General features: G+C 46.6%; 33 protein-coding genes. 19 read left to right on the top strand and 14 right to left on the bottom strand.

All coding sequences use genetic code 11. The annotated features are described in order from the left end of the window. The 3 genes from VJ579_02995 to VJ579_02985 all read right to left on the bottom strand — a co-directional run. Nucleotides 1-189, bottom strand: a 189-nt coding sequence (locus VJ579_02995) for a DUF1015 family protein (protein HXK38009.1), incomplete at its 3' end; no start/stop codon positions are given. 216 nt (nucleotides 190-405) lie between these two features. Continuing rightward, a complete protein-coding gene (locus VJ579_02990; protein ID HXK38008.1) occupies nucleotides 406-3399 on the bottom strand; it encodes a transporter substrate-binding domain-containing protein in 2994 nt (997 codons plus the stop codon). Between the two features lie 111 nt (nucleotides 3400-3510). Next, nucleotides 3511-3828 (bottom strand): hypothetical protein, encoded by a 318-nt coding sequence (locus tag VJ579_02985; GenBank protein ID HXK38007.1) that lies wholly within the window; start codon nucleotides 3826-3828, stop codon nucleotides 3511-3513. 86 nt (nucleotides 3829-3914) lie between these two features. Between VJ579_02985 and VJ579_02980 the strand changes: the two genes are divergently transcribed. Next, a complete protein-coding gene (locus VJ579_02980) occupies nucleotides 3915-4763 on the top strand; it encodes a Gmad2 immunoglobulin-like domain-containing protein (protein HXK38006.1) in 849 nt (282 codons plus the stop codon). 19 nt (nucleotides 4764-4782) lie between these two features. Here the strand turns inward: VJ579_02980 and VJ579_02975 are convergent, their stop codons facing one another. Further along, entirely contained in the window at nucleotides 4783-4944 is a 162-nt protein-coding gene (locus VJ579_02975) for a hypothetical protein (protein HXK38005.1), read from the bottom strand. A gap of 268 nt (nucleotides 4945-5212) precedes the next feature. Here VJ579_02975 and VJ579_02970 point away from each other — a divergent pair, with 268 nt between their 5' ends. The 7 genes from VJ579_02970 (at nucleotide 5213) to VJ579_02940 (ending at nucleotide 12080) form a co-directional block, all read left to right on the top strand. Then, on the top strand, nucleotides 5213-6925 hold the full coding sequence (locus tag VJ579_02970; protein ID HXK38004.1) for an ATP-binding protein: 1713 nt from the start codon (nucleotides 5213-5215) through the stop codon (nucleotides 6923-6925). 107 nt (nucleotides 6926-7032) lie between these two features. After that, a complete protein-coding gene (locus VJ579_02965) occupies nucleotides 7033-7446 on the top strand; it encodes a MarR family winged helix-turn-helix transcriptional regulator (GenBank protein HXK38003.1) in 414 nt (137 codons plus the stop codon). Between the two features lie 4 nt (nucleotides 7447-7450). Next, nucleotides 7451-8530, top strand: coding sequence for a biotin/lipoyl-binding protein (locus tag VJ579_02960; protein ID HXK38002.1), 1080 nt, complete (start codon nucleotides 7451-7453; stop codon nucleotides 8528-8530). Nucleotides 8531-8538: 8 nt separating this feature from the next. Further along, entirely contained in the window at nucleotides 8539-9192 is a 654-nt protein-coding gene (locus VJ579_02955) for an efflux RND transporter periplasmic adaptor subunit (GenBank protein HXK38001.1), read from the top strand. A 36-nt stretch (nucleotides 9193-9228) separates the two neighbouring features. Beyond that, complete coding sequence (locus tag VJ579_02950; GenBank protein ID HXK38000.1) at nucleotides 9229-10680, top strand: DHA2 family efflux MFS transporter permease subunit; 1452 nt, start codon at nucleotides 9229-9231, stop codon at nucleotides 10678-10680. Nucleotides 10681-10759: 79 nt separating this feature from the next. Next, complete coding sequence (ygiD, locus tag VJ579_02945; protein ID HXK37999.1) at nucleotides 10760-11536, top strand: 4,5-DOPA dioxygenase extradiol; 777 nt, start codon at nucleotides 10760-10762, stop codon at nucleotides 11534-11536. Between the two features lie 10 nt (nucleotides 11537-11546). Further along, nucleotides 11547-12080: an NUDIX domain-containing protein gene (locus tag VJ579_02940; protein HXK37998.1), complete on the top strand. Its 534-nt coding sequence runs from the start codon at nucleotides 11547-11549 to the stop codon at nucleotides 12078-12080. Nucleotides 12081-12100: 20 nt separating this feature from the next. On the opposite strand, the gene VJ579_02935 is transcribed toward VJ579_02940, so the two are convergent. From VJ579_02935 to VJ579_02920, 4 genes are all read right to left on the bottom strand, one after another. Beyond that, nucleotides 12101-12493: a diacylglycerol kinase family protein gene (locus VJ579_02935; protein HXK37997.1), complete on the bottom strand. Its 393-nt coding sequence runs from the start codon at nucleotides 12491-12493 to the stop codon at nucleotides 12101-12103. Nucleotides 12494-12529: 36 nt separating this feature from the next. Next, on the bottom strand, nucleotides 12530-14209 hold the full coding sequence (locus VJ579_02930; GenBank protein HXK37996.1) for an ATP-binding protein: 1680 nt from the start codon (nucleotides 14207-14209) through the stop codon (nucleotides 12530-12532). 58 nt (nucleotides 14210-14267) lie between these two features. Continuing rightward, the gene (locus tag VJ579_02925) at nucleotides 14268-14792 is read right to left on the bottom strand and encodes a type II secretion system protein (GenBank protein ID HXK37995.1); all 525 of its coding nucleotides are present in this window, start codon (nucleotides 14790-14792) and stop codon (nucleotides 14268-14270) included. 85 nt (nucleotides 14793-14877) lie between these two features. Continuing rightward, entirely contained in the window at nucleotides 14878-15846 is a 969-nt protein-coding gene (locus VJ579_02920) for a histidine phosphatase family protein (protein ID HXK37994.1), read from the bottom strand. 24 nt (nucleotides 15847-15870) lie between these two features. Here VJ579_02920 and VJ579_02915 point away from each other — a divergent pair, with 24 nt between their 5' ends. After that, a complete protein-coding gene (locus VJ579_02915; protein ID HXK37993.1) occupies nucleotides 15871-16197 on the top strand; it encodes a hypothetical protein in 327 nt (108 codons plus the stop codon). Between the two features lie 747 nt (nucleotides 16198-16944). Beyond that, nucleotides 16945-17304, top strand: a complete 360-nt coding sequence (locus VJ579_02910) for a hypothetical protein (GenBank protein HXK37992.1) — start codon at nucleotides 16945-16947, stop codon at nucleotides 17302-17304. A 145-nt stretch (nucleotides 17305-17449) separates the two neighbouring features. Here the strand turns inward: VJ579_02910 and VJ579_02905 are convergent, their stop codons facing one another. Continuing rightward, the gene (locus VJ579_02905) at nucleotides 17450-18004 is read right to left on the bottom strand and encodes a hypothetical protein (protein ID HXK37991.1); all 555 of its coding nucleotides are present in this window, start codon (nucleotides 18002-18004) and stop codon (nucleotides 17450-17452) included. A gap of 89 nt (nucleotides 18005-18093) precedes the next feature. Between VJ579_02905 and VJ579_02900 the strand changes: the two genes are divergently transcribed. After that, nucleotides 18094-18819 carry a DUF4386 domain-containing protein gene (locus VJ579_02900; protein HXK37990.1) on the top strand — a complete coding sequence of 242 codons (726 nt, stop codon included), beginning with the start codon at nucleotides 18094-18096 and terminating at the stop codon, nucleotides 18817-18819. Nucleotides 18820-18878: 59 nt separating this feature from the next. On the opposite strand, the gene VJ579_02895 is transcribed toward VJ579_02900, so the two are convergent. Next, on the bottom strand, nucleotides 18879-19130 hold the full coding sequence (locus VJ579_02895; GenBank protein ID HXK37989.1) for a YdeI/OmpD-associated family protein: 252 nt from the start codon (nucleotides 19128-19130) through the stop codon (nucleotides 18879-18881). 78 nt (nucleotides 19131-19208) lie between these two features. On the opposite strand from VJ579_02895, the gene VJ579_02890 reads away from it, so the two are divergent. Then, nucleotides 19209-19631, top strand: coding sequence for a bacteriohemerythrin (locus VJ579_02890; protein ID HXK37988.1), 423 nt, complete (start codon nucleotides 19209-19211; stop codon nucleotides 19629-19631). A gap of 32 nt (nucleotides 19632-19663) precedes the next feature. Here the strand turns inward: VJ579_02890 and VJ579_02885 are convergent, their stop codons facing one another. Then, nucleotides 19664-20164: a type II secretion system protein gene (locus tag VJ579_02885; protein HXK37987.1), complete on the bottom strand. Its 501-nt coding sequence runs from the start codon at nucleotides 20162-20164 to the stop codon at nucleotides 19664-19666. A 184-nt stretch (nucleotides 20165-20348) separates the two neighbouring features. On the opposite strand from VJ579_02885, the gene pnuC reads away from it, so the two are divergent. The 4 genes from pnuC to VJ579_02865 all read left to right on the top strand — a co-directional run bounded on the left by pnuC (nucleotide 20349) and on the right by VJ579_02865 (nucleotide 23472). Beyond that, complete coding sequence (gene pnuC / locus VJ579_02880) at nucleotides 20349-20999, top strand: nicotinamide riboside transporter PnuC (GenBank protein HXK37986.1); 651 nt, start codon at nucleotides 20349-20351, stop codon at nucleotides 20997-20999. Between the two features lies 1 nt (nucleotide 21000). Continuing rightward, nucleotides 21001-21975, top strand: coding sequence for an AAA family ATPase (locus VJ579_02875; GenBank protein ID HXK37985.1), 975 nt, complete (start codon nucleotides 21001-21003; stop codon nucleotides 21973-21975). A 246-nt stretch (nucleotides 21976-22221) separates the two neighbouring features. Further along, nucleotides 22222-22611, top strand: a complete 390-nt coding sequence (locus VJ579_02870) for a VOC family protein (GenBank protein ID HXK37984.1) — start codon at nucleotides 22222-22224, stop codon at nucleotides 22609-22611. Between the two features lie 84 nt (nucleotides 22612-22695). Continuing rightward, nucleotides 22696-23472, top strand: coding sequence for a hypothetical protein (locus VJ579_02865; GenBank protein HXK37983.1), 777 nt, complete (start codon nucleotides 22696-22698; stop codon nucleotides 23470-23472). A 35-nt stretch (nucleotides 23473-23507) separates the two neighbouring features. Here VJ579_02865 and VJ579_02860 read toward each other — a convergent pair whose 3' ends face one another. Both VJ579_02860 and VJ579_02855 read right to left on the bottom strand, forming a co-directional pair. Continuing rightward, the gene (locus tag VJ579_02860; GenBank protein ID HXK37982.1) at nucleotides 23508-23906 is read right to left on the bottom strand and encodes a cupredoxin family copper-binding protein; all 399 of its coding nucleotides are present in this window, start codon (nucleotides 23904-23906) and stop codon (nucleotides 23508-23510) included. Nucleotides 23907-23914: 8 nt separating this feature from the next. Then, complete coding sequence (locus VJ579_02855; GenBank protein HXK37981.1) at nucleotides 23915-24328, bottom strand: hypothetical protein; 414 nt, start codon at nucleotides 24326-24328, stop codon at nucleotides 23915-23917. An 86-nt stretch (nucleotides 24329-24414) separates the two neighbouring features. Between VJ579_02855 and VJ579_02850 the strand changes: the two genes are divergently transcribed. Both VJ579_02850 and VJ579_02845 read left to right on the top strand, forming a co-directional pair. Then, nucleotides 24415-24747 (top strand): hypothetical protein, encoded by a 333-nt coding sequence (locus tag VJ579_02850; protein HXK37980.1) that lies wholly within the window; start codon nucleotides 24415-24417, stop codon nucleotides 24745-24747. A 46-nt stretch (nucleotides 24748-24793) separates the two neighbouring features. Further along, complete coding sequence (locus tag VJ579_02845) at nucleotides 24794-25171, top strand: DoxX family protein (GenBank protein HXK37979.1); 378 nt, start codon at nucleotides 24794-24796, stop codon at nucleotides 25169-25171. Between the two features lie 64 nt (nucleotides 25172-25235). On the opposite strand, the gene VJ579_02840 is transcribed toward VJ579_02845, so the two are convergent. Further along, nucleotides 25236-25586 carry a hypothetical protein gene (locus tag VJ579_02840; GenBank protein ID HXK37978.1) on the bottom strand — a complete coding sequence of 117 codons (351 nt, stop codon included), beginning with the start codon at nucleotides 25584-25586 and terminating at the stop codon, nucleotides 25236-25238. An 88-nt stretch (nucleotides 25587-25674) separates the two neighbouring features. Here VJ579_02840 and VJ579_02835 point away from each other — a divergent pair, with 88 nt between their 5' ends. Beyond that, nucleotides 25675-26442, top strand: a complete 768-nt coding sequence (locus VJ579_02835; GenBank protein HXK37977.1) for an undecaprenyl-diphosphate phosphatase — start codon at nucleotides 25675-25677, stop codon at nucleotides 26440-26442. Nucleotides 26443-26445: the final 3 nt, after the last annotated feature.

The following is a 26445-nucleotide window of genomic DNA, read 5'->3' as shown; positions in this document are numbered from 1 at the left end:
CTCAGGAAGGGTGATGCGGAGTGTCGATGGCGCTCCGTCAACAAGGGCTTCAACTTTATTCCAATATTCGGGCTGAGAGGTGTACTGATCGCAGGCGACCACCGCCCACTTTGTCATATCTGTTCCTTCACGTGGAAGCATGATTTCTGGTACAAGTACTCCTAAATCTTGATACGTTTCGTTTGGCATACGGTTTTTGGTTATTGTATTAAGTCCAAATCAACTATCGACAACATATTTAATTCTATTACTAAATATATGACTGTCAAAGTTGAATGCTACGTAAAACCAAATCAAATGAGAAGTGGGGACCACTTGAATATAATGTGAATTTGTATATGTCACAGTATGTTCTACATCATTTAGAAAAATATCGACTTCACTGCTTGTTATAGCTAACAGTTGTTATTGTGGAAGTTCGAACCAAAACGTACTCCCACCTTCCTCAGTTGAATTAAACCCAATCCTTCCATCATGAATGTCAATGTATTTTTTGGCGATATACAAACTCAACCCAGATGCGTCAGGTTTCATTTGTGCTGCATTCCATCCCCTATGAAAACGCTCGAATACCTTTGATTGCTCTGATGAGGGGATTCCGACTCCAGAGTCTGTAATTTCAAAGCGGAAGGTATGGTCTTGTGTAAAATATTTTACATTAATATGCCCGCCATCTTTCGTGTAAGTTACGGCATTGTCTACAAGACGCGCAACAACATCGCGAATTTTTTCCGCGTCCACATTCACTATGGGAATTGTTGACTGAAGTGGTGTAATTTCATAAGTGATGTTTTTAAGGTGTGTCAATTTCAGTTTCTCTTCGCAGGTTGGACGGAGAAGATCATCCATGTTGGTAGCATCTCTACTAAGATGTATCTGCCCTTCTTCAATGTTCATTGCAGTAAGTAGGTCGCCTATTCTCGATATAATCTCAAGATCTGCAGCATACGTCCCCTTGAGAAGTTCTAATATTGCTGCAGGAACTTCACCGCGCTTCCTGTCCATAATTGCTTCAAGGCTCCAGCGTATGACGTTTAGAGGTGTATTAAGTTGGTGAGAGACAATCTGAATGAATTTATTTTTGAGTTGGTCGATTTCCTTCGTTCGCTCTTCAATTTTTTCTTCTTTGCGTAGAGTGGTAATACCAAAAGCGAGATCGCTGGTTAGTTCTTCGAGTATTTTAACTTCCTGATCATTAAAGGCATCCGTTTCGCTTGAGTAGATATTTACCACACCAAAGGTCTCTCCTTCGCTGGTGAGGGGGAGGGCGATAGATGATCTGCTCCCACTCTGTACGGCTGCATCCCTCCACGGTGACAGCTTCGGGTCATTTTGTATATTGTAGGCAATTTGTGTTTTTCCGGTACGAATTGCTACGCTTGCAGGGTTCTTGTTACCAGGTGCATCCTCCCAGTTTATATCTGGCGAAGTCATATTATTATGCATGAAGCCTGATTGTGCGGCTACGTGTAGTGTCTTTGTTCTGTCTTTGTATGCAAAACCAATCCACATAAGCCGATATCCACCAATGTCGGTGATGATTTTACTTATTTTGTCGAGAAGAGCCTTTTCCTCTGTGACATGAATGAGTTCTTGATTTGTTGCGCTTAGAATAGAGAGTGCACGGTTTGTGCGTTTTAGTTCCTGTTCCTCATGAATTCGATCACTAATATCATGTGCAGTTGAGAGGATACACGCTTGCCCAAGAAGATCAAACATTCGTGCAGAATCAATGACGGTAATTATTTTCCCGTCTTTCCTTTTAAGCTTGGTCTCAAAGTCAATTACTGAATTATTTTGCTGTAGGAGCGATATGAATTTTGCTCGATCAGCTGTATCTGCCCAGATAGCAAGCTCCGCCGTCGTTTTACCTACAGACTCTGCGCGCTCATATCCGAGCATACGTGTATACCCTTCATTAATTTCTAGGATTTTGCCATCCGCAGCTCGAGTTATTGCCATTAGGTCTGGTGAAGCGTTGAATGCAGCGGAGAACTTTTCCTCAGACTCGATCCGTTTTTTCTCTATTAGTTTTTGTTCTGTAACATCAATACCAAAGGAAATGGTGCCCACAACACTATTGCCGTCGAGAAGGTCAGAATTACGCCACTCAATAATCCTCTCTTCTCCTGATTTAGTGAGAATTGGGTTTTGAAATTCACCTAGAATGGATTTTCCTTGCTTCTGGAAATCCTCAAATATCTTCCATGCCTCTGGGTATAGATTACGAGGAACGACCAACCTGAACCAGTTTTGCCCGATTACCTCTTCTTTTTTGTATCCTGTGATATTTTCTGCAGCTTCATTAAAGACATTTATTTTCCCCTCCCGGTCGAGGCATATAATCATTGCATTTGCTGCACTTACAAGTTTTTCCGAGTATTTCTTTGCTTTAAGCTCGGCAGTCTCTGCAATCTTTCTTTTCTTCAATTCTCGCATCAGGAGTAGAGACCATACTGCTGTGGCGATAAGGGAAATTAAAAGAATGATAATGAGGAGTGTGTGAATATAGTCAGTGATTTTTTCCTGCGTAATGAATATAACCTCTTTGGGTTTCCATCTATCGAGTATTGCCTGATATGTTCCGTCTGTCTTGATTGTACGTAAAGCCGTATTGATTTCGCTGAGCAGGGCGACATTTCCTTTCTTTACAGCAAGAGCAGAGTATGATGATGCAATAGGCATGCCTACTACTTTCACTCCACGAATATTATTTGCGGCGAGTATGTACGCCCCAACGCGATAATCGACAATAACCGCATCGATTGTATCAGCATTGAGTAGTGCAAAAGCCTGAGTGAAATTCGGCACGACTATTGATTCAATCTCATTATCATTCGCAAGAACTTGCGCGGGAAGCCCGCCTGCTTCGACCCCCACGCGCTTTCCTTTTAGGCTCACGAGGTCTGAAATGTCTCCGCGGATGTCCCTTACGAAGATGGAAAAGTGAGATTCGAGCAAGGGGTCTGAGAAATCATAGATCTTTAGTCGCTCAGGGTTTTGATTGATTTGAATTAGCGCGTCAGCTTCACCTGCTGCAACCAGCTGTTGTGCATTAGTCCAATCCATTGCGGTGATTACAATTGGTTTGGACATATGTTTAGACATTTCGTTCACGATGTCAGCGGCAAGTCCTGCCGCTGTATCCCCTTGAAGAAATAGCACCGGAGCAATGTTCTTGTTTCCGAGAAAATGAAATTCAGAACGAAGTATTCCAGGCGAAGCACTACTTGATTGTACTGAAGTTGCAAATGACGTAGTGCTCGTTGAGCTTTCTGCACATAGTGGGTATAACGAAAGAATGTTGCAGAGAATGACAACAAGAAAGATCGCTATTGCGGTGCCCTGGAAACAGATAGACCTAACTGTTCGGGCATTTTTGTTTACGGTAGTAGACATATATAGTGTCTACAGTATACCAATGAATAGTATCAAAGGAAATAGAATGCGGGCAATATGTCTATCGATAAACGCATGAGATTAGAGATTGTTTTTCATGGCTATTTTGGGTCACTCATTGGTACGAACGATACACTCAATATTTTTTTGTTTACTCCAAGTAACAATAAGTGCTGCTACCGATATGCGGTCGGGTGCACTTACATAGAGTTCTTGTTTTGTGGGTGGCTGTTGTATGGTTAGGCGGAGATTGAATTGATCGTGATTGATGATGATCTTTTCTGTCTTGCATCCTGAGCGTGCGGTAATAACTCCGAGCATGACTTTTGTTACGACACCACTTGCATCAAGCATGAGTGCAAGTTCGGAAGCGAGTGCAATCGCTGTCGTATGTGAGCGGGCAATGCGTTTACCAGTCGTGTTTCCCATAGTGATTGTAGGGTACTTGAGATGGAGTAGTCAGTCAATGGTTTGTAGAGAGGGAAAGTCTATCTTCTTAGTGTTATAATTCATATATGAATTCATCACGCATTACTGCAATCGTTACATTTATTATTCTTATCGTGCTCGTCGTTTGGTTGGCACTTTATATTATGGCAGACAAGAAAACGGTTAGAGTAGCGCAGCCTGTCCCCGAGGAAGTCACTCCTGTTGAAAGTGAGCCTGAGGCACCAGTGCCTGTGGTGACCACTCCAAAGCCAGTTCTGCCTACGTCAGGAATAGTCACTGTTCATATCGGCGAAATGGCTACCCTTGGAAATGTTTCGATCACTCCGAGCGAGGTTGTCGAAGATAGTCGCTGCCCACTAGGGGTTATGTGTATTCAGGCTGGCCGCGTGCGCATCGATGCGGCAGTCCACGTGGGAAGTGAGCGAACTAAGCAAACGTTCCTCGTAGGTGAGCCATTCATATTTCTCGGAAAGATGATCACCCTGACCTCTGTTGGTCCGGTGCGCAAGAAAGAAGGTTCGCTCTCGCTGAAGGATTATACTCTCACGTTCAAGATAGAGGATGTACTGGTGGATTATGTGAATGCAACCGCTGATATGGTACGTGTAAGCTCTCCGCCACTTGGCGCTGTCGTGGGGAAGCAGTTCGATGTGCGAGGGGAGGCGCGTGGCATGTGGTTCTTTGAGGCCTCATTTCCAGTTGCTGTACTTGATGTGAATGGAAAGATAATTGCACAATCAATTGCGAAAGCGCAAGGTGATTGGATGACGACGGACTTCGTTCCGTTTGTGGCATCAGTTACTGTTCCAGGGAACTATATTGGTACTGCGACAGTCGTGCTCAAAAAAGATAATCCCTCAGGTATGAACGACAAGGATGCATCAATGTCATTTCCAATCAATATCGAATATTAAAAAACGGCAGTGCCGTTTTTTAATGTTTTGCTTTTGTTCCGCACCATGGGCAATACCAGGCACGTGGGGCTTGCGGTGCATCTCCGATAGACCACCACTTGTTACATGCCCCACATGAAAAATGATGAAGTTTCTCGATTGAGCGTACATGTTTTGTGGACTGAGCCTTCTTTTCTTTCATAAGATGAGTATAGCATTCCAGGGCGAGCAGGTGTTGCATTTGGTTTTTTTGACAAGTATGACTATCTATTCTGTAATTTGACAGATAATATATATACTGTAGAAACAATACAGAGTTCCGTATTACGGCGTACTAACAGTTGTTCCGCCTATTCATCCTACAATAGCGCTTTGCGCATATGCGAGCACTGCTCGAGAAAGTGTGGTGTTGTATGCCTAGGAAGTTGAATTTTGTCCGTCTTTCCAGTAGTCGAAATACTCCGTATATCGTGCTGGCAAGCATGTTGTTTGCGCTTGTAGTCATGACTGTATTCGAATGGATGCAGCATACGATTCGCCCCGGAATTACCATCATTGAATCACGGCTCTATACGATTTTGTTTGTCGTGGCGATTGTTGGTTTGGTCGCGTATTACATCAAACAGCGCGAAAATAGTTTTATTGCAGAGCGCAATAGAGCGCAGCGCGTACTGCGGGAGAATGAGGTGCGCTTTCATAAGCTCATTTCGCATATTCCTGGTGTGGTATTTCAATTCAGGCGCAGACCTGATGGGACCTATTCAGTCCCATTTACCACAGAAGGAATCTATGAGATTTTTGGATGCCGCCCCGAACAGGTGTTCGAATGCTATGACCCTATCGGGAATGTGGTTCTTCCCGAGGACTACCAAAGCCTCATTGAGTCATTTGAACTCTCTGCTGCGAACCTTAGTTTGCGGCAGAAGGAATTTCGTATTAAGCTCCCCGGTCAGCCGATTAAATGGCTTCTCAGTCATTCAACTCCAGAATTGGAGGAGGATGGTGGAATCCTTTGGCACGGACATGTTGCTGATATCACGAAGTATCGCATGGCGGGTGAGGAGCGCTCAAAGTTGCAAAAGCTTGAATCGCTTGGAATTCTTGCTGGTGGTATTGCGCATGATTTCAACAACATCTTGACCGCAATCATGGCGCAAGCCTCAATGGCAAGCATGACTTCTCGGGACGACCAACAGCGAGGGTCGCTTGATGCAATTGTGAAAGCGACTGAGCGCGCGACAGGTTTGACGCAGCAGCTACTCGCGTTTGCACGTGGAGGTATTCCTTGCACAAAGACAACATCGGTTGCACAGGTGATTCGCGAATCGGCCGAGTTTATTATCGGCAAAGGATCGAAATCTGTCTGTGAGCTCGAGCTTTCGGATGATCTTTGGCTTGCTGATATCGATGCGTCGCAGATTGGTCAAGTAATCCAAAATCTAGTCCTGAATGCGAACCAGGCTATGCCTGATGGTGGAAAGATACGCATCCTGGCGAAGAATGCTGTTGACCCGGAAGCGGTTCAAGTTCGAGGTGACTATATTCATATCTCGGTCATCGACAAAGGAATTGGGATTCCTGATAAGTACATCGAGAGGATTTTCGAGCCGTACTTCACTACAAAAGGTGAAAGAGCAGGTTCTGGCTTAGGTCTCTCTGTGGTGTATCGCATCATTGAAAAACACCATGGAAAAATCATCGTGAACTCAAAGGAGGGGAAGGGGACAACGTTCTGTATTTATTTGCCTGCCCTTGGTCCTGATGCCCAGCCTGTCCCTGAACGAGTAGAAAAGTCTATTGTGTCGCGTCCATGCAAGATCCTTGCGATGGATGATGATCGGGCAATGCAGGAGGTGCTTACCGAGGCGCTCGCAATGTTGGGGCACAAGGTCACCGTTGCAAGTCATGGGGTTGAGGCGATTGAGATCTATCAGTCCACCGCATTCAGTGGTGAACCCTTCGATCTCGTTATTCTCGATCTGACGATTCCTGGAGGTATGGGGGGAGAGGAGACGCTCAAGCGTTTGCTCGAGATTAATCCCGAGCTTATTGCAATCATTTCCAGTGGGTACTCTGATCGCATCCCTACAGGTTTCAAGGCGTCACTGCCAAAACCCTATACCATAAAAAGCCTTTCAAGGGTAATTGGTGAGGCGATGGCGAGCGCATCAGAGAAGAATTGAATATTACCGGGCCTGCGTCATGCAGGCCCGTTTTTGTGTATAAGCATCGTTGACACGCAAAGTATTCAATGTTAAGTTTGTCTAATAGTTAGTTAAACTAATAATTCATGATAACGGAAAAAGATCTCGAAAACACCATCCTCGGCTTTCACCGTAAGCTCATCAGTGAGCTTCATAAGGAAGCAGAGCGACTGCACTTCACGCCATCGCAACTCCAAGTGCTTCAATTCGTTTCGGAAAATGAAAACCCCACGATGAAGGATATTGCCGCTGCGCTCAATATCACACCACCGTCAGTGACGAGTATTGTGGAACCGCTTTGCGACAATGGATTCTTAAAGAGGGAAGTCGATGAGAACGATCGCCGCATCGTGCGTGTTGTTGTTGCCCCAAAGACGTTCAAGGCATTCTCCTCGCTAAAAGACGCGAAACTGGTCATTTTGAAAAACTTGTTCTCGAAGTTGAATAACGAAGACAAGGAATCGCTGAGCAAAATACTAAATAAGATCATCAATGAATAATTCTATGAAACAAAAGTTAATACGTGTACTCAATAAGCCTACTCGTGTCATTACAGTGACTGCACTTTTGGCAGGACTTGCTGGGGTATATATCTATAAGAATGTTGGCATTGCACCAGTGGTGAATATGGAGTTGGGTGATACGAAAACAGCCTCTATTTTTGGTGGCTATCGCGATGGCGATGAGGTGAATCTTGCATTTCCGAAGGGTGGACGCGTAAATGCAGTAAGCGTCAAGGTGGGCGATATCGTCAAGAAGGGAGATGTACTCGCAAGCCTCGATGCGATTGATGCGCAAGGAATGGTGAATCAGGCGCGTGGTGCGCTTGCTGTTGCGCAAGCGAATTATGAGAAGATTCTGAATGGTGCCACAGGGCCAGATATCGATGTCCTCAAGGCTGCCGTCGTGCGCGCAGAAAACAATTATGACAAAACCAGGGAGACACAGGAGGTCATTGTGAAGAATGCATACTTCAATTTGCTCAATTCGACCGTCCAGGCATTCCCTGCAAATGATACGAGTGACTACCTCGCGCCGGTCATCAGTGGTACCTACAATCTTGGAAAGGAGGGTACAATCAACCTCAAGTTCTTCCATAGTACTGGTGGTATCTCGTTTTATGCTACAGGCATGGCGACGGGAACGGGTCAGATTAATATGATTAATGAGCAGCCGATTGCAGATTCAGGCCTATATATTAAATTCACTGGTGATAAGACGATTCAGTACGAAAACTGGACAATCACGCTCCCAAATAAGAAGGCTCCGAACTATCTTGCGAATTACAATGCATATCAGTCTGCGCTTCGCGTGAAGGAACAGATGGTCGCTGATGCGAGTGCTGCGCTCGATCAGGCCAAGAGTATTCTCGCCGCAAAGCAAGCTGCTGCACGACCTGAAGATGTTTCCATCGCAAAGGCTGGAGTAGAAGCAGCAAGCGGTGCACTCCGAGTGGCCGAAGGCGCATACAATAACAACTTCATTTTTGCTCCAGAGGATGGTGTAGTAACCGTACTCAATATCAAGGCAGGCGAGATTGCGGTTATGAATCAACGTATTATCAGTATGGTCGTAAAGAAATAACCAATATTATGGAAACAAAGAAAGTAGAGGAGTTGTTGCTCAAGGAAAGCATCGTTAAGCAACCATGGATGAAAAGTATTATTGGTATCGTGATCATTCTCGTTTTACTCGCAGGATTCACCTATTGGCGCATGGAGTGGAAGAAGATCTCCATCGAGAATTCTTCAATTGAGGCACCAATCATTAATCTTTCACCGACTGCGCCGGGTGTGCTCGCGGAAATTTACGTCAATGCAGGTGATACCGTAACCGAGAACACTGCGGTCGCAAAGGTGGGCAATGAGCTTATCTTCACAAAAGTTGCTGGGCTCATCGTTTCAGTGAATCACCAGGAGGGGCAGTACTTCAATCCTGGAGCACCGATTGTGTCGATGATTAATACAAAAGAGGAGAAGGTATTAGGAAAGATCGATGAAGATAAAGGTCTTGTTGATCTCAAGATTGGGCAACCCGCAACATTCACGGTTGATGCATTCGGCAGCAAGCGCTTTGAAGGTTACGTGTCGTACATCAGTCCGATGTCGAATCAGAGTGGTGTGATGTTCAACATCTCAGACAAGCGTGAAGTGAAGCAATTTGATATCAAGGTGAGTTTTGATGGAACGAGGTACCCAATGCTCAAACAGGGTATGTCCGCGAAAATCACGGTATTTGCGAACTAGTCTATGAGCGAAAAGTCTCAAGAAAAATTAAAGTGGATGGTCCTTTTGACGGTCATTGTTGGTACATTCTTGGGAAGGCTTGATCAGACTATCGTCAATCTCGCATTGCCGAAGATGATCGATACATTCGGTATTACGGTGACCTCAGCGGGCTGGATTTCTACAGCATATATTCTCGCGAATGCGATTTTCGTCCCTATTTGGGGAAAGCTCGGAGATACCATCGGAAGAAAGAAAGTCTATTTGATTGGATTCTCGATTTTCATTCTGGGGTCCGTACTCGCGGGCTTCGCGTGGAATCTTTCATCGATGATCGTATTTCGCGTCATTCAGGCGATCGCGGGATCGGCGGACTATCCAACCGCAATGGCAATCATTGCAGTTACCTTCAAAGAAGGTAAGGACCGTGCGAAGGCGCTCGGTATTTGGTCGGGTTCTTTTGCCGCCGCCGCCGTGTTTGGCCCACTCCTTGGTGGTCCACTCATCGATATCTTTGGATGGAGGTCAGTGTTCCTTATCAATCTTCCAATCGGAATTCTTGGAATCTATATGGCCATGCGTTATATCCATGAGTCTCGTTCAGATGTGAAGACGAAGTCATTCGATTGGTGGGGTGCGATTTCGCTCGGTGTGTCCCTGTCGGCGCTTGTGCTCGTCCTAGAGAAGGGACTTAGCTGGGGGTGGTTGTCGGCCTATAGCCTGCTCTCTTACGCAGTGACTGCAATCTTCTTAGTTCTCTTCGTCTATATTGAGCGCAATCATGAAGAGCCTATTGTCGACCTGAAATTCTTCAAGATTCCCGCATTCGTCAATGTGCTCATGAATAACTTCATTGTATTCATGGGTATGATGGGGAGTATGTTCTTGCTCCCCGTCTTCGCACAAACCTTTCTTGGATACACTGCGACAGAGACGGGATTCCTCTTTATGCCGATGGTGGTTGCAATGATGTCCGCATCGGTCATCGGAGGGAATCTCACAGGAAAGATTTCTTCGCGTATGGTCATCTTTTGGAGCACATTGATTGCGGCAATTGGAACATTTCTCTTTGTTGGTATTGATGCGAAGTCTACTGCACTCGACCTTATCTTTCCACTGATGGTGATGGCATTTGGTCTAGGCCTTGGAATGGCACAACGTACGAATATTATCGCGTCGCTCGTTGATCCACATGAAATAGGAATCGCATCTTCACTCCTCGCACTCGTACGAAACATTGCAGGAGCCTTTGGTATTGCAATCTTTGCAACATATCTCACAAAGTCGATTGAGCGCAATGTGCTTACAATCAATCATTGGAGTACGTTGCACACTACTGATCCAACTACGATTGCAACATACATTAAACTCATCATACTGAAAGCGCAGATTAATGCGTATAAGGATGTATATGTACTTGCTGCCGTAGTGATATTGGTCGGAGCGCTCACTGCGCTTACGCTCAAGATAAAGAATGAAAATACTACTGCGGTGGTGCACGTGGAGTAGTAAATACTCAAAAATATGACCAGTAATGGTCATATTTTTTGTTATTATGACCGCACCTATTTAGGTGTATCATTAACCTATGCTCCCGATACTCTTTGTCGGACACGGTAGTCCAATGAATGCAATCGAAGACAATCGCTTCGTGGCTACTTTTCGCGACCTTACAAAAACATTTCGGAAACCAAAGGCGATTCTTTGTATTTCTGCGCATTGGTACACTGAAGGCACATGGGTTACTGCGATGGAACATCCTCGCACGATTCATGATTTTGGTGGGTTCCCAAAGGAGTTGTATGCAATCAATTATCCTGCACCAGGAAATAGGGCGCTTGCAGAGCATGTACGCGCTTTGCTTGCGCCGCATGCGGTGGGGTTTGATTTGGAGTGGGGTCTCGATCATGGTACATGGACCGTACTGAAGCATATGTACCCGAATGCTGATGTGCCTGTGGTACAGCTCAGTATCGATTACAACAAGCCGGGCGTCTATCATTTTGAGCTTGGGAAAAAATTACGCAAATTACGTGATGAAGAAGTGCTCGTGATGGGAAGTGGAAATCTTGTGCATAATTTAGGTCTTATTGATTTTCAGAATTATGAAAAAGAGGATTATGGTTTTGACTGGGCAAAAGAAGCTCGCGAAACATTAAATAATCTCCTTCTGAGTGGAGGTATAGAGTCACTTGTGCAATTTGAGAAATTAAGTGATGCAGTGCAGCTCGCTATTCCAACCCCGGAACACTATTTGCCGCTACTCTATGTGCTTGGCATGAAGGATGCAAAGGAGCGTATCGAATTATTCAACGATGTACTCGTCGCAGGATCACTGTCGATGACTGGACTTAAGATTGGTTAAATGAACCCATATGGAATATCTTGATGTATTAAATAGGGCGGGTGATCGTCTTGGCATACAGAAGTCCAAGGTGGATGTGCACCGTGACGGTGACTGGCATAAGACCGTGCACATTTGGTGTATCAATGAGCGCGGTGAAGTGCTTATGCAGCGTCGCGCCGAGGACAAGTTGAATTTTCCTAACTATTGGGATGTCTCGGTTACGGGGCATATTTCGACAGGAGAGAGTCCACTCATGGGGGCACTGCGGGAGATCGAGGAGGAGATAGGCATAGAGGCTCATGAGGATGATTTGGATTATATTACCACTGTGCCCCAGGAATTCATCTTGCACAACGGGGGGTATATCGATAGGGAATTGTGTGCTGTATATATCATGTCACTCGACAAGAAAATTGAGGAGCTGAGCATGCAAACGGAAGAGCTTGCAGAGCTGAAGTGGATATCATTACTTGAACTCAGGAAGTGGGTGTCTGAGAAGCGCGATGACTTAGTCCCTCATGGGGATGAATATGACATCGTGTTCAAGCAATTGGGAGTATAAAACCGACGCAAGCGTCGGTTTTATATGTATTGCATATAAGGGATGAAAATAATACCACCAACGATTACTGCAGCTACTGCAGAAATGAGCACTGCTCCTGCTGCGACATCCTTCGTGTCACGTGCATAAGGGTGTTCCTCGGGAGAAGTGAGATCAATATCGATCTCTATTGCAGTATTGAATGCTTCAGCAGTAAATACTATCCCAGAAGTTAAGATGAGGAGTATCCACTCAGTTTGTGTGATATGGAAATAGACACCAAGCGCAACTGCACAAAGAAAGAGGAAGATGTGTACCCATGCATTGTGCGTGCTTTTCACAAAAACGTAAATTCCTCTGCCTGCATGAGTAAAACTTTCTGCGCGTTTTACAATCGAGAAGCGTCGACGCTCTGATATTTTGCTTTCTTGCATAGCTATAGTATAGCAAATCCTTCTGCTGCATACTTGCTACTCGAGCAGAGTAACTTCACCTTCGCGTGCATTCATGCCCGAGACGGGGATGGAGACGGAAAAGGTTGTACCTTTGTCCTCCTCGCTCTCGAACCATACATTCCCGCCCCAGTCAGAAACGAGCATGCGTACAAGGGAGAGTCCAAGCCCCGAGCCATCAGGGGAGGCGACAATAGCCTTGTTTGAGCGAAAGAATTTATCGAAGACACGCTTGCGTTCATCCTGGGCAATACCCATTCCGTGATCGGTAATATGTACCTCTACGAAATTTCCACTTCGCTCTAATTGTACATATATTGTGTCTCCGGGGATGCCATAAAGCTGCGCGTTCATAAGAATCGTTAGAAACACCTCATGGACATAGTCAGGATCGAGAGGAATTTCGGGGAGGTCGTCGCCGGCGATTGATACTGTCTGCTTCTTGTTTTTTAGGCGTGGCATAAGCTCAGACACACAGGCTTCGATTGCCTTACGGAGTGAGAGTGGCTTTGGAGTGATGATCACTCTGTTTGTTTCAACTCTTGCCGTACGCAATAGGAAACCAACTAGGTTGATCATGCGTGCGATGCCCTCATCGATTTGATGGAGGTATTGTTTCTGGCCTTCAGTGAGCGCGCCAGCATCACCACTTTGAAGCATTTCAATGAACCAGCGAATCGTGGTCAGTGGTGTACGCAACTGATGTGATGCAGTGGAGATGAAATTTGTTCGCGCCTCGTCGAGCGCAAAATCTTCACTGATATTACGAAAGGTAATGATGATTCCTTTGTGCTCTTTTGTTGTTTCGTTTACGATGGGAGCGGCAATGCTTGAAGCATAAATAACTGTGCCATCGTTACGAACGCTTGTGAGAATGGGGAGCGTGATCGTCTTTTCAGTTTTGAGAATCGCATCCCAGTATTCTTGAGGAAGTTCATTGCGCTCTCTATCGCGCAAATGTAGTGCAGCAACGGGATCTTTGTTGATGAGTGATTCTCTTGGCTCGCCAATCATAGAGACCGTCACATCATTCACGATTTTTATGAGTCCATCCGCACCAAGTACAATGACGCCTTCTCCAATAGAAGAAACGAGCTGGTGGTAGGTCGCGCGTTCTTCCTCTGCAGATCGTGCAAATGCTCGCGAATCTTCAAGCGCCTTTGCTAAGTCAGCGGCTTGTGCGGTGATTTTCTCTTCAGATTCTCGAGTATCCTCGAGAAGATTGAGTACCGCGCGTTTCGTTTCCTCCAGTTCCGCAACCGCACCTTCTTTTGTCATTAGACGTACACTCGCTTCGTCGGGGCGTGCGAGATAGAGGAGAATATCGAGCGGCGGGGGAGGGATGCGTTCTTGTCCAGTAAAGTCTGAAAACGTTTCGAGTAATACTTCTTGAGGAGGAAACTTCATTCGATCGGTTGAGAAAAGTTTACTAAGCTCTTCTCTTTGTGGGGTGTTGTATGGGTAAATAATTACCGGAGTATTTTTTGATTGCAGTGTGAGGGTGATGTAGAGTTCGACGAGTTTTGTGTATGAGGTGAGTGTGTCGTCAAAATTGATATGGACAAAAGGTGTTCCGTTTGTAGGTGTGTTTCCGAGGGACACTGAGAGTACGCCGACGATGCGCGAAAACACAGGCGCGGCATGTGACGCGTAGGCCCCGCCAAAGACAGCATGCTGTATGATTGTCTTTTTTGCCATTACTATAATAGTATAGCATTAGCATGTTCAAAAAACGAATGCGAGGATTGCGCATTCGTTAGCAGTGGTCTCCTGTGATGACGTAATTGAGGAAATACTCGTAGTGGGGAAGCGGGGTTGCATTGTATTTGAATAGTCCAGTACCGAGGTTTCCGTCGTCATAGAGCCGATCAAAAATGAGTGCAATGTCTGAGGGCATGATGATGCCGATGTAGTAATTATTACTTGCGGAGGGGTTGCCAGGCGTTCCTGTATATCCGAGGTAGTAGTCATTATTGAAAGGAGTCTTTGGCCAAGTGTAGTAACCGACAAGTGCGCCTTTCTCGTAGGTGTCGGTCATATCATTGCTCGTCATGTCTGCATCAATACATGGGGAGTTGGAGTTTTGTGTACGATATGCTTCGACCGCACGATTAATTTGTGCGAAGTCGGAGCCCATGCGCGCAACAAAAGCACGCTCGCGCGCACGCATGAGTGCGGCGATGACAATAGAAGAGAGGAGTGCGATCGCCGAGACGACGATGAGGAGCTCAGGGATTGTGAAGCCATTGCTGCTTTTATGTGATGACTTGAATTCGTCCATACTATAAAATATTATAGCATGGAACGAGTAAGTAAATAAAGTAGAAACATTTTTATAAAAAGAGGCCCGAAGGCCTCTTTGGTAACTAGAGAATGCGCGGATGCTGATTGATGAACGCCCACATTTCCTCAGGAGTGCGACAGCTGTGGCGAATTTCTCGCACAGGTCCGAACTCGGTCGGATGATCTCTGCTCGTCTCGCGAACCCATTCGAAGTAGAAGGGATTGTGCGCCTTCGGATTATCTTCGTCGAGTTCGCCCACATGGTAGTGGATGATCGATCCATTGTCGGGAATACGATCACGCCAGAGGTACTTGCCGTTGGTGTCGAGGCTCGTCTTGTTCTCGAGAACGGACATGGCTGCGAGAATCCAGTCACCATGTGTATAGAAGCACGGGTTCTTGAATTTTCGAGCATGTGCATCCCGAAGCACATCGCACGCGCGGCCCTGGGTCACCACGAAGGGTTCGCCATTGGGGGGCACCCAGGTGAAGATGTCTTCGATCCTACGTACTGCAAGTTTTTCGCCGTTAGGCAGTTTGAGTTCGAAGGTATCTACACCCTCGCGGATTTTGCGGTGCTCTTCGACGAGCTCTGCATGTTTCCAGCCGGGCTGTTCGAGGTCACCCCAGAAACGTTCACGCAAGCGTCCTGTGATCTGGAATCCTAGATATCGATCTTCAGGTTCGTAGTATGCGCCGCGAGGGGTGAAAATGAGTGCGGTTTCGATGGCGCGATCCATGTCGGAGCTGTAGCACCAGTCGATTTTGGGAAATTCGCTACGGAGGAATTCTCCGATTTCAACACCCTTGTCCGCACCCTCTTGGGTCAGACGGTATTGCGGATGGGGGACGCGCCTGAGTAGCTCACTCATGTGGAACGCGTGCTCTTGGATGATCTCATGGATCGCCTTGTTGGCGACCGAAGGCAGGTGGCGGACGAGAATGAGGTCACGAGCGGGAACTTTACCCATGTGGGCTTTCTCCTTGTAGAGTAATACAGTATCTACTTTGAAACTACAATAGATTTGGGAAAAAGCAATGCCTCGTTTCACGGATAATGGTATACTTAGTATAGTATGCCAGTCACTAAAAAAGAGAAGCGTACGTATGCGGACAGGCGTGAGTATCTAAAGCGCGCCGTGTCAGAGAGACGAAGAAAACTGAAGCTCATGCTTATCCAGTATAAGGGAGGGAAGTGTTCGCGCTGTGGGTATTCGTCATGTCCCGCAGTCTTTGATCTGCACCACCTCGATGAGTCAAAGAAAGACTTCGGTTTCGGAGTAGGTGGTATTACGCGATCATGGGATAAATTAAGGGCTGAGGCTGATAAATGTATCCTACTTTGCGCGAATTGCCATAGGGAATTACATGCCGAAAATGCTCAGTTTGGGACCGGAGAATAGGACTTGCAAATATGAGCATTTTTTGGTATTCTCTGAACACATTCCTCTTTTGGAATGAGTGTTTTATGTGTATTCCGGTGTAGCTCAGCGGTAGAGCAGTACGCTGTGGCGTTAAACGCAGCCCATCTCAGTAATGAAATGGTGAATAACGAGGTGAATTGCTGGAAACCCTAACGAGAAAGACGAGGGCGATCAGCAGCCAAGCTTTGTGAGTAATCACATCGAAGGTTCAGAGACTATCCGCAAGGAGTACTATCTTAGATTTATCTAGGACGGGAAGCGCCTCGCACCCCACTCGAAAGAAGGGTGATGATATAGTCCTCCCACTACGAAAGCAGTGAACATGAGTAACGTATTGGTCGCAGGTTCGAATCCTGCCGCCGGAGCAGAAAACATTAATCCATGAAGCGAAGCTTCATGGATTTTTGTTTTCCTCCGGCGCAGGATTCGAAGGGCGGAGGCCGCGAAGCCGGCCGCTGAGGTTCCGACCGAAGCGGTCGACGCCGATCCCTAGCCCTACTCGCACACAGTATGTTGTGAGCCTGCGAAACAACATACTGATGTGACGAAGGGGCGATTCCTGCTGCCATCTTTACTTTTCCTTCCTATTCCTCTAGTCTTTATGCAGAGAAAAGAGAGGAGGTTGCGATGAGCCCGATTATACTTCCCAGTATTCAAATTTATAATTCTCCGCTTGTTGTAGTAAGCTCTAGTTTCAATAGATTTTTGAAAGAAACCGCTTTGGCAATGGAAGAGTTGCAAAATTTCGGCGCGCGCGTCTTGTCGCCGAAGAAGCCGAACCCACACAGTATGCTGAGCAAGAATTTTCTTCTTCTTGAGGGAGACATGCTCTTTCCTCACTCTTCTATCAAGAGTGTGCAAGATAGGCATAATCGTTGTATTCGCGCATCGAATTTCCTGTGGCTCGTATGCCCAGACGGATACATAGGAAGCTCTGTCGCAATGGAAATTGGAGTTGCGGTAGCTTCTGATGTGCCTATTTACTCCTTGCACGCACCGAGTGATCCTCAGATATCAAAATATATTACGGTTGTAACGAGTATAAGAGGTGCAGTAGAAATGCATCGCTTTGATAAATTGAAATAGCTTCTTCGGGCGGCCGAAGAAGTTTTTTATTTTGCCCAGTGCATATATGGAACTATTTCTTCAAAATAGTGAATCTTTGCCGAATCCTTCCATTGAAGTAAAACAAAAAAGACCTCGCAAGAGGTCTTTTGCATTCCACATTCTCCTATCTCTCCTCCGAAACGAACTGAATATTTGCATAGCTCTCAGCGATCTTCTCCCTGAGCGCAATATCGAGCTTGAGCTCATTCATGCGTGAGGTGTAACGATTGATTCCTTCCCAGAGGAGGAACCATGATGCGGGTTCGATGAGAGCCCTGATAATGGTGTAGGGGAAGTGGGATGCAGATTCAAGCGATATGATATATGTCGTGAGCGACATGAGTACTGCTCCCGAAAGGAGCATTGCTGCACTATGCCTCATTGCGGCACGTTTCGCAGTGCGCACTTGGCTGATGTGTTTGCGCAAATAGGCAGTGAGTCGCTCTTTGATGATCACTTCTGATTCCGCATCGCGCTTCTCGGGAGGGAGGACGAAAGTGAATCCTGAGATAGGATTTTCGTGTGCATGAATTTGCCTATGTAACTCTTCGAGGAAGTCACTCGAGAGACTACGCCTCGAAAACGGCCGAGCGTCGAATTCTGAAAAGATATTGGGGTAGCGATGGATATGAAAGAGAATCGTATCGTCATTACCCCTTTGGGACTGTGTTTGCTCCATGCCCTCAGGATAGCATATAGAACTATGCGGTAAAGGAGCCTCAGGAGGGATTCGTAGAGCGCATCATTGGGATATGTTACTATACAGTAATGGTAGAAATAACAAACATTGAGCCGGTAGGGGGTGTTCCAGAGGCCTCCTTGTGGACATCAAGGAAAATCTCTTTGTCCGCAGGCGTATTGTATTTACTTACATTTGTTTCAATACCGACGCTTGCTTTGTATGGTCCAGTCAAAAGTGCTGAATATATGCTTGGGGCAAGTCAGAGTATTGGTGGAACGATTGGCGGACTACTTGAGATTATCGTTGCGCTCACCTGTATCGGTACTGCAGTGGTGCTGTATCCACTCCTCAAGAAACAGAATCAAGTATATGCACTCGGGCTTGTTGCTTCACGCATTCTCGAGGCGGGCACGATATTTCTTGGCGTCGCATTCATCCTTGCGATCATCTCTTTGCGTGAGTCAGGTGCGGGCGCAGAGTCACTCTCGATAAGCCATATGCTTGCGGTGCTCTATGATCGAATTTTTCTCCTCGGGCAAAGCTTTTTACCTGCAGTGAATGATCTTCTGCTTGGAGTTTTGCTCTATCAGTCACGACTTGTACCGCGTTTACTCTCCTCGATTGGAATCATCGGTGCCCCGATACTTGTTGTGGGTTATCTAGCGACCCTCTTTGGCGTCGTAGATCAGCACGCTGCCTCTACGGGATTGTTTGCTGTACCGGTCGCACTGTTCGAGTTATTGCTCGGCATATGGCTTATCATAAAGGGATTCAACCCCTCAGCATTTGCATCACTCGATGCGAGGAAATAAGCGGACACCTGATGCGGTCTTCGCTAGCGTAAAAGCACCCCGAGGGTGCTTTGTATATGCTATCGATGTCCACATCCTGCCCAGCAACACGGTCGTCTTTTCCCTGCAAGCAAATTTTCACTCATGATACGCATTCTGCGTTCGCGAGTTTCTTGTTGCTTTGCGGAGGTAATCCAGCAGATCCACTCATTGCGTGCAAGTGGTGTAATATCTTCCCACATGCCATGGACCTTCGGCAAGGAAGTGATGAGTTCCTGCATGTCTTTTGGTACGTTGTGTACTGTGCCGGCAGATACTTTATGTTGAGTCATGGTTATATGGTAACAAAAAATATTCACTATTGATCCTCGTCATTCACATCTTGATTACAAGGAGTATAATAACTATATATGAACGCTACAAAAAATGCCATACTCATCTGGGACGACAAATATAGCATTACCGAGGAGATCGATGAGCAGCACAAGCATCTCTTTGGTATTATCAATGAATTGATTGGGGTAATTGATTCTCTTGATACAAAGGAGGAGGACATCATTCGCATCACGGAAGATTTGCTTGCTTTTAAAACATTACACTTCGCCACTGAGGAAAAGTATTTTCATTTATTCAATTACGAGGGTACTGCTGCACACGAGGCAGCACATGAAGTCTTCAATCAGAAAGCGAGAGAGTTCCAGGAGGGGGATAGGGGTAATCCGCGCGTTTTCGCATATGATCTTGTGGATTTTCTTGAGAACTGGCTCATAGGGCATGTGATGGGTATGGATCAGCAATATAAGCAGTGTTTCTTGGCACACGGTTTAAAATAAAAAACTTCAAGCACCACTTGAAGTTTTTTTATTTATGGAACAATAAGGCAATATGCGGTCACTGTTGCTGTGCCTGTATTGAAGGAGAAGTTGTTGAGTGAAGGGTACTCGTTGGACTCAGTAATGAAGACGACGACAGGGAGCTTGTCCGCATTGCATGAATTGTATCCTAATGGCCTATAGTAGTACACGTAAGGGTAGCTGTTTGCGGAGTCTTTCGGCATTCTTGGGAAGTAGGGTGATAGCTGTGCGTAGAGGTCCGTCCAGCACGCTGTGTTATTGCTTCCGCAGTAAGGAGAAGAAGATGATGCATTGGAATAATTCGCTGTAGCTTGGGGAGGAAGACCACTCCCAGCCTCAGATGCAAAAAGCGACATCGCATGCACAATCTGGCGGGCTTCTTCGACACGTTTGGAGTCGCGCGCTTTTACTCGTACAGAGGTAAGGGTGGCAAGGGCGACGCTCGAAAGTAGCGCGATGATTGCGATGACCACAAGTAGTTCGATGAGTGTAAAACCCTTAGTACGTTGCATTTATCGATTATAGCATGGTATGGGTAACCTTTTTTGCTGACCCCTAAGAAAGCATGAAAAACATAGGCTTGCATAATTATATATAGTGTGATATATACACTATATATGACGCGAAGCAGGCAATGGGGTGGGGTCTGCTCGAAGTCATATGCACGCTTTATTGGCACTACATAATTACACATATATGTATTCATTCCTCGATATCAATCACATCTTTTTCACTGTGCTGGGTTACCCGATGAGCTACGTAGAGTTTTTCGGTACACTCTTTAATATCTGGTGCGTGTGGCTTGTTGCAAAGAATAAAATTCTTAATTGGCCAATCGGTATTATTGGAGTAGTGCTCTTTGCTGCGCTCTACTGGCAAATCCGCTTGTACTCGGACTTACTTGAACAGTTCTACTATTTCGTTACCGGATTCTGGGGATGGTACGTTTGGACGAAAGGGAGGAGGGATGGAGTGGAACTTCCGGTCAACACACTCAAGAGAAGTGCATATCTCATGTGGGGCGCGATTATTACCGGAGGCACCGTTGTTCTTACCTACCTCACAACGCATCTCCATCTTTGGTATCCTGCATATTTCCCTGAAGCTGCGTCGTATGCGATGCTCGATGCATTCACAACAGTGCTCAGTCTTGTCGCAACGATCTTCATGGTGCGCAAGCAAATCGAGAATTGGTATCTTTGGATCTTCGTGGACATCATCGGTATTTGGCTCTACTGGGTAAAGGGCGTACATCTTGTAGCACTGCTCTATGTACTCTTCCTTGCAATCGCGACCCATGGCCTCTTTACATGGCTAAAAATAAAGCGCGCTGCGCAAAAGGAATAATATGATTACTGGATTTGTCATTGGAAAATTCTACCCATTTCATTTGGGGCATATGTATCTTCTCGATGTGGCACGCGCACGTTGTGACAAATTGATTGTGTGGGTGTGTGAGAAGGCTGACCAGGAAGTGCTCGGCAACGTGCGCGCCGATTGGATCAAGGAGCTCTATCCTGATGTTGAGGTACGCCTCGTGCCGGACACACTCAGCGATGATGATACCGCAGGCTGGGCGAAGTACACTTTGCGTGTCTTGGGGAAGGCTCCAGATATCGTTTTTACCTCAGAGGACTACGGTGAGCCCTATGCACGCGCGATGGGTTCGCAGCATTTCCTGGTCAATAAACAGCGTGACCATGTGCCTATCTCTGGGACGCGTGTGCGTGCAGATGTCTTTGCGAGCTGGGATCTCTTGGCACCGCCAGTGCGTGCATATTTCGCAAAGCGCGTCGTGGTACTCGGTGCGGAGTCGACAGGGACGACCACCCTCGCCGAGGCACTCGCAGGGCACTATCAGACTGCATGGGTGCCCGAGTACGGACGTAGCTATTGTGATAAGAAGCCAGACCTCGCAACGCATCAGTGGAGTACGAATGAATTCATTCATATCGCTTCTGAGCAAGAGCGCCGTGAAGTGGAACAGGCACGTCATGCGCGCGAGGTGCTCATCTGTGATACCGATGCCTTCGCGACAAGTATTTGGCATAAGCGCTATATGGGGGAGCTCTCTCCTGAAGTTGTTCGAGTGGCAGATAAGCGCGTCGCTGACCTCTATATACTTACGGGAGATGAGATTCCTTTTGTGCAGGATGGTACCCGTGATGGAGAGCATATTCGTCACGAGATGCATCAGTGGTTCGAAGAGGCACTCAAGGAATCGAATCGCAAGTATATCGTCGTGTGCGGCACGCATGATGAACGTATGCGACAGGCGACGGAGGCTATTGATGCATTGCTCGCAAATTCAGTGTTCGGGTAAGTGGTATAATTTGTGTATGCTCAAAACATGTATCGAATGTATGGAAGACAATGCGAGTCCTGTAATAAAGCGCCTCCGAATTATCCTCCTTATACTTATCGTCATAGGTATTGCGTTGCTCCTCACTCAGAAATTCTGGGTGCCCAAATTGGTTGATTATTTGTTGACCTTTTAGTATCAAAAATGAGTAGCTTAAGTTACTCTTTTTTGATGCTATAATTTCATATATCACTAATCATCACTTATATGAATCCAGTCGTGCATTTTGAAATGCCCTATGAAGATCAGGGGCGCATGGTTGAGTTTTATTCGAAGACCTTCGGATGGAAGCCAAACATTTTGGGTCCAGAGATGGGGAATTATGTCGTCGTCGAAACGGGTGAACGGGATGAGGTGACGAAGATGCCAAAGAAGCCCGGCATGATCAATGGTGGGCTGTATCAGAAGACCGGCGACAATCCATTCCCTTCGGTGGTCATTGCGGTTGATGATATTGCTGAAGCGATGAAGAACATCGAGATGGCGGGAGGGAAGATCATCGGTCATCCCGTTGACATTCCTGGTACAGGCACCTACGTTTCTTTCACTGATACTGAAGGCAATCGTGCAAGTATCATCAAGCCACTCCCGATGTAATGAAAAGCCCATGTGGGCTTTTTCTTGCATGCCTGATATTTTCGGGTAGTATGCGATAAGATGTAGACACGAAAGGAGTGTCCCATGAGTGCACTGCGTCCCTATATTGGTATTACCGATTTCATGAACTTCGCACAAGTCGAGGCCATGGAAGCGGTCTTCGCAGGAAGCAAGCAGGAAGGCTCAGGGCGCCAACTCCATGTTGGCGTGATGATGAGCTACAAGACGCTGAACGACATCGAGACCAAGTGGAGCAAGGCCTTTCCGCACAGGGAGCAGGTCGTGGAGATCTTCCGGTCGCTCGATTCGTACAATTGTCTGCACTACGCGGACTACGACCACAGCGATGACTTCTATCAGCATCTCGCCCTCGCAATGTGCTTCGGCGGTAATCGCCTGAGTGCGGTTCAGCTCGACATGATCTGGCCGACCCCGCGCCAGATCTTCCGCGCGGCGCAAGTCGCCGCCATGCAACCGGAGATCATTCTCCAGGTCGGGAAGAATGCCATTGAGGTGTGTGACAACGATCCACGCAAAGTCGTGGAACGTCTCGGGTGCTACGAAGGCATCATCCATCGCGTCCTCTTGGATAAGAGCATGGGGAAGGGTCTCGGTATGGATGCCAAAGGACTCCTTCCGTATGCACGTGCGATCCGCGATGCATTCCCTGAGCTCGGTATCGGTGCTGCGGGCGGGCTTGGTCCCGACACAATGGACCTCGTTCAGCCACTCATCGAAGAATTCCCTGATCTTTCCATCGACGCGCAAGGAAGGCTCCGCCCGAGCGGGAATGCGCTCGACCCTATCGACTGGGGGATGGCGAGCACCTATCTTATGAATGCGCTCAAGATGCTCAAATAATAAAACCCCGCTTCGCGTTGCGAAGCGGGGGATTTTTATTGCACAACAACTCCTCCTTTCATCATCGGATGGACGGTGCAGTGGTAGTCATAGCTACCAGCTGCAGAAAAGGTATAGCTAAACTTTTCTCCTGGCGCAAGGCGGGGGGAGTTGAGTACAGTTCCTGCGTCCGAAGTTACTGTATGAGGTACGGTATCATTGTTTGTCCAAGTAACTTTTGTTCCTGCCTTAATGGTGAGTGGGCTTGGCTCGAACTTGTAATCGACGATGCTGACCTCAGTGCTGTTGATGGTGGCTGGTTCGTTGTCAGTTGGAGTATTGTTCTCTGCTGGCGCCCCGCTTTGGTAGGTGCTTGATGAAGGCATATACCAATAGAGTCCAAGCACGACAACGATGAGTATGACGACAATCCAGGTGATATTTTTTGTATTCATGGAAAATGTTATGTTAGGGGTAATAAAGATATTATACTACGATTTGTATAGTATCCGAGAGTGAAAGCGAGAGTGTGCACAATACCAAAGGCGACGCCAGTACCAAAGATTCCCATCCCAAGGAAAGAAAGGCCATTCAGTGCGATGCCATAAGGATAATATTCAAAGAGTAGAGGGAAGACGTTGTAATACATGCCCCAGAGGGAGGCAATCACTATGCCACCAATCATCACCTTGTGTAGCTCATGCGTGGAGAGATTTATGTATTTGAGGAATGCGAGCGAGAACAAGAAGAATGCTCCAGCTTTCACCCAGAAGTACCCGAGGGTCTCCATGGGGTCAGAGAATATGAGGTGGGAAAAGTAATCGATCACAAAGACCCCGACAAGGGAGATGATGAGGGAAGAAAGGAGAAGGCGCATGGTTTAAGTATACTATAAAAAATATAGTACTTGCTTGCTTGCTCATTTCCTGTAGTATCACCCCAGATCATTCATGAGGAGCACCCATGCGGGCACGGAAAACAATTCCTCTCAGTAAGATCCCAGACACCATCAGGGCACTGCTCGACTCGGAATTCGGCATGCTCGAACTCAGCGGTGAGCGCACTGTGCATCGCCTGCATGATGAACACGGTGGCACAGGGCAGGGGGAACTCCATGTGCACTTTCTTCCGAATGCAGATATGGTCATCTCCATCACGGGTGATGAAGAAGAGGTCTCACCCTCGCTCCGCTTCCGCAGCTATGAAGGTGGTGGGCACTCACTGCGTACACGTAACGCATTGTTCATCCTCCTCGAAGCAATCCGCCTCGACAATCTCGACCGTCCTGATCGATAGAAAAAGCCCCCACTCGGGGGCTTTTTATCTGCTATAATTTGATAGTATGAAAAAATTCAAAATTATATTCTGGACCACTACAAGTATTATCTTCCTCTTCGAGGGGGTGATGACCGCACTCACTTCGCAAACGCAGATGGCGATTGATGGCGTAACACATCTTGGCTATCCGGTTTACTTCGTGACGCTTATCGGCGTCTTTAAGGTGCTGGGCACGCTCGCACTCATCATTCCGCAGGTTCCGGGGAGGGTGAAGGAATGGGCATATGCGGGATTCGGTATCGACTTCATCTCCGCATCGGTCAGTATTGCAGTGGTCGATGGTCTCGGCTTCGGTGCATTCTTCCCACTTATTTTCCTCGGACTCCTCGTCGCATCGTATGTGAGCTATCACAAGCTCCATGATGCGCCAGTTGGTATGTAGTGCAATGTGAGATGGAGATTGTTGTGGTATAGCTATAAATAAAAACGGGGTTCAGTCCCGTTTTTTATTGAAAGAATCCAAATCGATTAATAAAATAGATGTAAATACCTGCGAGAACAAAGAATAACAACATTCCCACTACGGTTGCTTTTAGTGCTCCTAGTTTTGGCGCAAGATATATAACTGCGATCATATAGGGCACCCACGCTGCAAAAGTGCCAAAGAGCACAAATTTTGCATGTTGACTGACTGCAAAACCACCCTGTGATGGTCCTATAAAGATGTATGAGACAAGGGTGAATACAGGAATTAAAGCCATGAAGCCAGAGAGTGTGCGCGAGCCACTTTCCTCAAGAGCAATAATGAGTGTCGTAAAAAGACCTCCTGTAATGAAATATATAAGCAGATTATTCATATTGCACAATTATATCAGAAGTTCATGTTTTTGAGGGCCGATGCTCTGGAATTTTTATTCTTTTTGGGTGCATGCTACAATGCAGAATATGGTTACATTGCATGCACTCATACTTGGAATCGTCGAGGGTATCACTGAATTCTTACCAATCTCTTCTACAGGGCATCTGCTCCTCGCGGGGGAGCTGCTTAAGATTCCTGCGACCGAATTCCAAAAGAGTTTCGATATCATCATTCAGCTCGGAGCAATCTTGTCCGTCGTCGCAATCTACTGGCATAAGCTCTGGAATATTGCTGTCATTAAGAAGCTTGTCGTGGCCTTCATTCCGACAGGTATCATTGGCCTGACACTCTACAAGGTCATCAAAGGATATTTGCTTGGCAATCATTATGTTGTACTCGCTGCCCTCCTTATTGGCGGTATCGCACTCATCGCTTTTGAACTTTGGCATAAAGAGCCGGAAGGTGCGACTGTGGATATCGAATCGATTTCGTATAAGCAAGCATTTTCTATAGGACTCTTCCAGACGCTCGCGATTGTACCAGGAGTATCTCGTTCGGCTGCCACTGTTGTGGGTGGACTCCTACTCGGGCTCAAGCGCACAACGATAGTCGAATTTTCATTCCTCCTCGCAGTGCCGACGATGCTTGCCGCAACAGGGCTCGATCTCCTTAAAAATGCATCAGCCTTCTCGTCGAATCAATTCGGTACACTCGCCATCGGCTTCGTTACCTCATTTGTTGTCGCATATTTCAGCATTAAGTTCTTGCTCAGTTATATACAGAAGCATACGTTTATTTCATTCGGCGTGTATCGCATCGTCGCTGCCATACTCTTCTGGTTCATCATATTATAAAAT

This window comes from Candidatus Paceibacterota bacterium, from assembly GCA_035583355.1.
Taxonomy (GTDB): domain Bacteria; phylum Patescibacteriota; class Minisyncoccia; order Phycocordibacterales; family UBA6899; genus JAJZQJ01.
Note: the sequence above shows the minus strand (reverse complement) of the source record. Positions and strands in the feature narration are given on the sequence as shown.

Excerpts from the sequence above, each read along its gene's own strand:
- VJ579_02835 (HXK37977.1), top strand. The coding sequence starts at position 25,675 with ATGGTTACATTGCATGCACTCATACTTGGAATCGTCGAGGGTATCACT.
- VJ579_02840 (HXK37978.1), bottom strand. The coding sequence starts at position 25,586 with ATGAATAATCTGCTTATATATTTCATTACAGGAGGTCTTTTTACGACA.
- VJ579_02910 (HXK37992.1), top strand. The coding sequence starts at position 16,945 with ATGGAAGAGTTGCAAAATTTCGGCGCGCGCGTCTTGTCGCCGAAGAAG.
- VJ579_02845 (HXK37979.1), top strand. The coding sequence starts at position 24,794 with ATGAAAAAATTCAAAATTATATTCTGGACCACTACAAGTATTATCTTC.
- VJ579_02935 (HXK37997.1), bottom strand. The coding sequence starts at position 12,493 with ATGCAAGAAAGCAAAATATCAGAGCGTCGACGCTTCTCGATTGTAAAA.
- VJ579_02985 (HXK38007.1), bottom strand. The coding sequence starts at position 3,828 with ATGGGAAACACGACTGGTAAACGCATTGCCCGCTCACATACGACAGCG.
- VJ579_02950 (HXK38000.1), top strand. The coding sequence starts at position 9,229 with ATGGTCCTTTTGACGGTCATTGTTGGTACATTCTTGGGAAGGCTTGAT.
- VJ579_02860 (HXK37982.1), bottom strand. The coding sequence starts at position 23,906 with ATGAATACAAAAAATATCACCTGGATTGTCGTCATACTCATCGTTGTC.
- VJ579_02885 (HXK37987.1), bottom strand. The coding sequence starts at position 20,164 with ATGCAACGTACTAAGGGTTTTACACTCATCGAACTACTTGTGGTCATC.
- VJ579_02905 (HXK37991.1), bottom strand. The coding sequence starts at position 18,004 with ATGGAGCAAACACAGTCCCAAAGGGGTAATGACGATACGATTCTCTTT.
- VJ579_02875 (HXK37985.1), top strand. The coding sequence starts at position 21,001 with ATGATTACTGGATTTGTCATTGGAAAATTCTACCCATTTCATTTGGGG.
- VJ579_02870 (HXK37984.1), top strand. The coding sequence starts at position 22,222 with ATGAATCCAGTCGTGCATTTTGAAATGCCCTATGAAGATCAGGGGCGC.
- VJ579_02890 (HXK37988.1), top strand. The coding sequence starts at position 19,209 with ATGAACGCTACAAAAAATGCCATACTCATCTGGGACGACAAATATAGC.
- VJ579_02900 (HXK37990.1), top strand. The coding sequence starts at position 18,094 with ATGGTAGAAATAACAAACATTGAGCCGGTAGGGGGTGTTCCAGAGGCC.
- VJ579_02975 (HXK38005.1), bottom strand. The coding sequence starts at position 4,944 with ATGAAAGAAAAGAAGGCTCAGTCCACAAAACATGTACGCTCAATCGAG.
- VJ579_02940 (HXK37998.1), top strand. The coding sequence starts at position 11,547 with ATGGAATATCTTGATGTATTAAATAGGGCGGGTGATCGTCTTGGCATA.
- VJ579_02960 (HXK38002.1), top strand. The coding sequence starts at position 7,451 with ATGAAACAAAAGTTAATACGTGTACTCAATAAGCCTACTCGTGTCATT.
- VJ579_02990 (HXK38008.1), bottom strand. The coding sequence starts at position 3,399 with ATGTCTACTACCGTAAACAAAAATGCCCGAACAGTTAGGTCTATCTGT.
- VJ579_02930 (HXK37996.1), bottom strand. The coding sequence starts at position 14,209 with ATGGCAAAAAAGACAATCATACAGCATGCTGTCTTTGGCGGGGCCTAC.
- ygiD (HXK37999.1), top strand. The coding sequence starts at position 10,760 with ATGCTCCCGATACTCTTTGTCGGACACGGTAGTCCAATGAATGCAATC.
- VJ579_02965 (HXK38003.1), top strand. The coding sequence starts at position 7,033 with ATGATAACGGAAAAAGATCTCGAAAACACCATCCTCGGCTTTCACCGT.
- VJ579_02895 (HXK37989.1), bottom strand. The coding sequence starts at position 19,130 with ATGACTCAACATAAAGTATCTGCCGGCACAGTACACAACGTACCAAAA.
- VJ579_02850 (HXK37980.1), top strand. The coding sequence starts at position 24,415 with ATGCGGGCACGGAAAACAATTCCTCTCAGTAAGATCCCAGACACCATC.
- pnuC (HXK37986.1), top strand. The coding sequence starts at position 20,349 with ATGTATTCATTCCTCGATATCAATCACATCTTTTTCACTGTGCTGGGT.
- VJ579_02925 (HXK37995.1), bottom strand. The coding sequence starts at position 14,792 with ATGGACGAATTCAAGTCATCACATAAAAGCAGCAATGGCTTCACAATC.
- VJ579_02865 (HXK37983.1), top strand. The coding sequence starts at position 22,696 with ATGAGTGCACTGCGTCCCTATATTGGTATTACCGATTTCATGAACTTC.
- VJ579_02915 (HXK37993.1), top strand. The coding sequence starts at position 15,871 with ATGCCAGTCACTAAAAAAGAGAAGCGTACGTATGCGGACAGGCGTGAG.
- VJ579_02980 (HXK38006.1), top strand. The coding sequence starts at position 3,915 with ATGAATTCATCACGCATTACTGCAATCGTTACATTTATTATTCTTATC.
- VJ579_02855 (HXK37981.1), bottom strand. The coding sequence starts at position 24,328 with ATGCGCCTTCTCCTTTCTTCCCTCATCATCTCCCTTGTCGGGGTCTTT.
- VJ579_02955 (HXK38001.1), top strand. The coding sequence starts at position 8,539 with ATGGAAACAAAGAAAGTAGAGGAGTTGTTGCTCAAGGAAAGCATCGTT.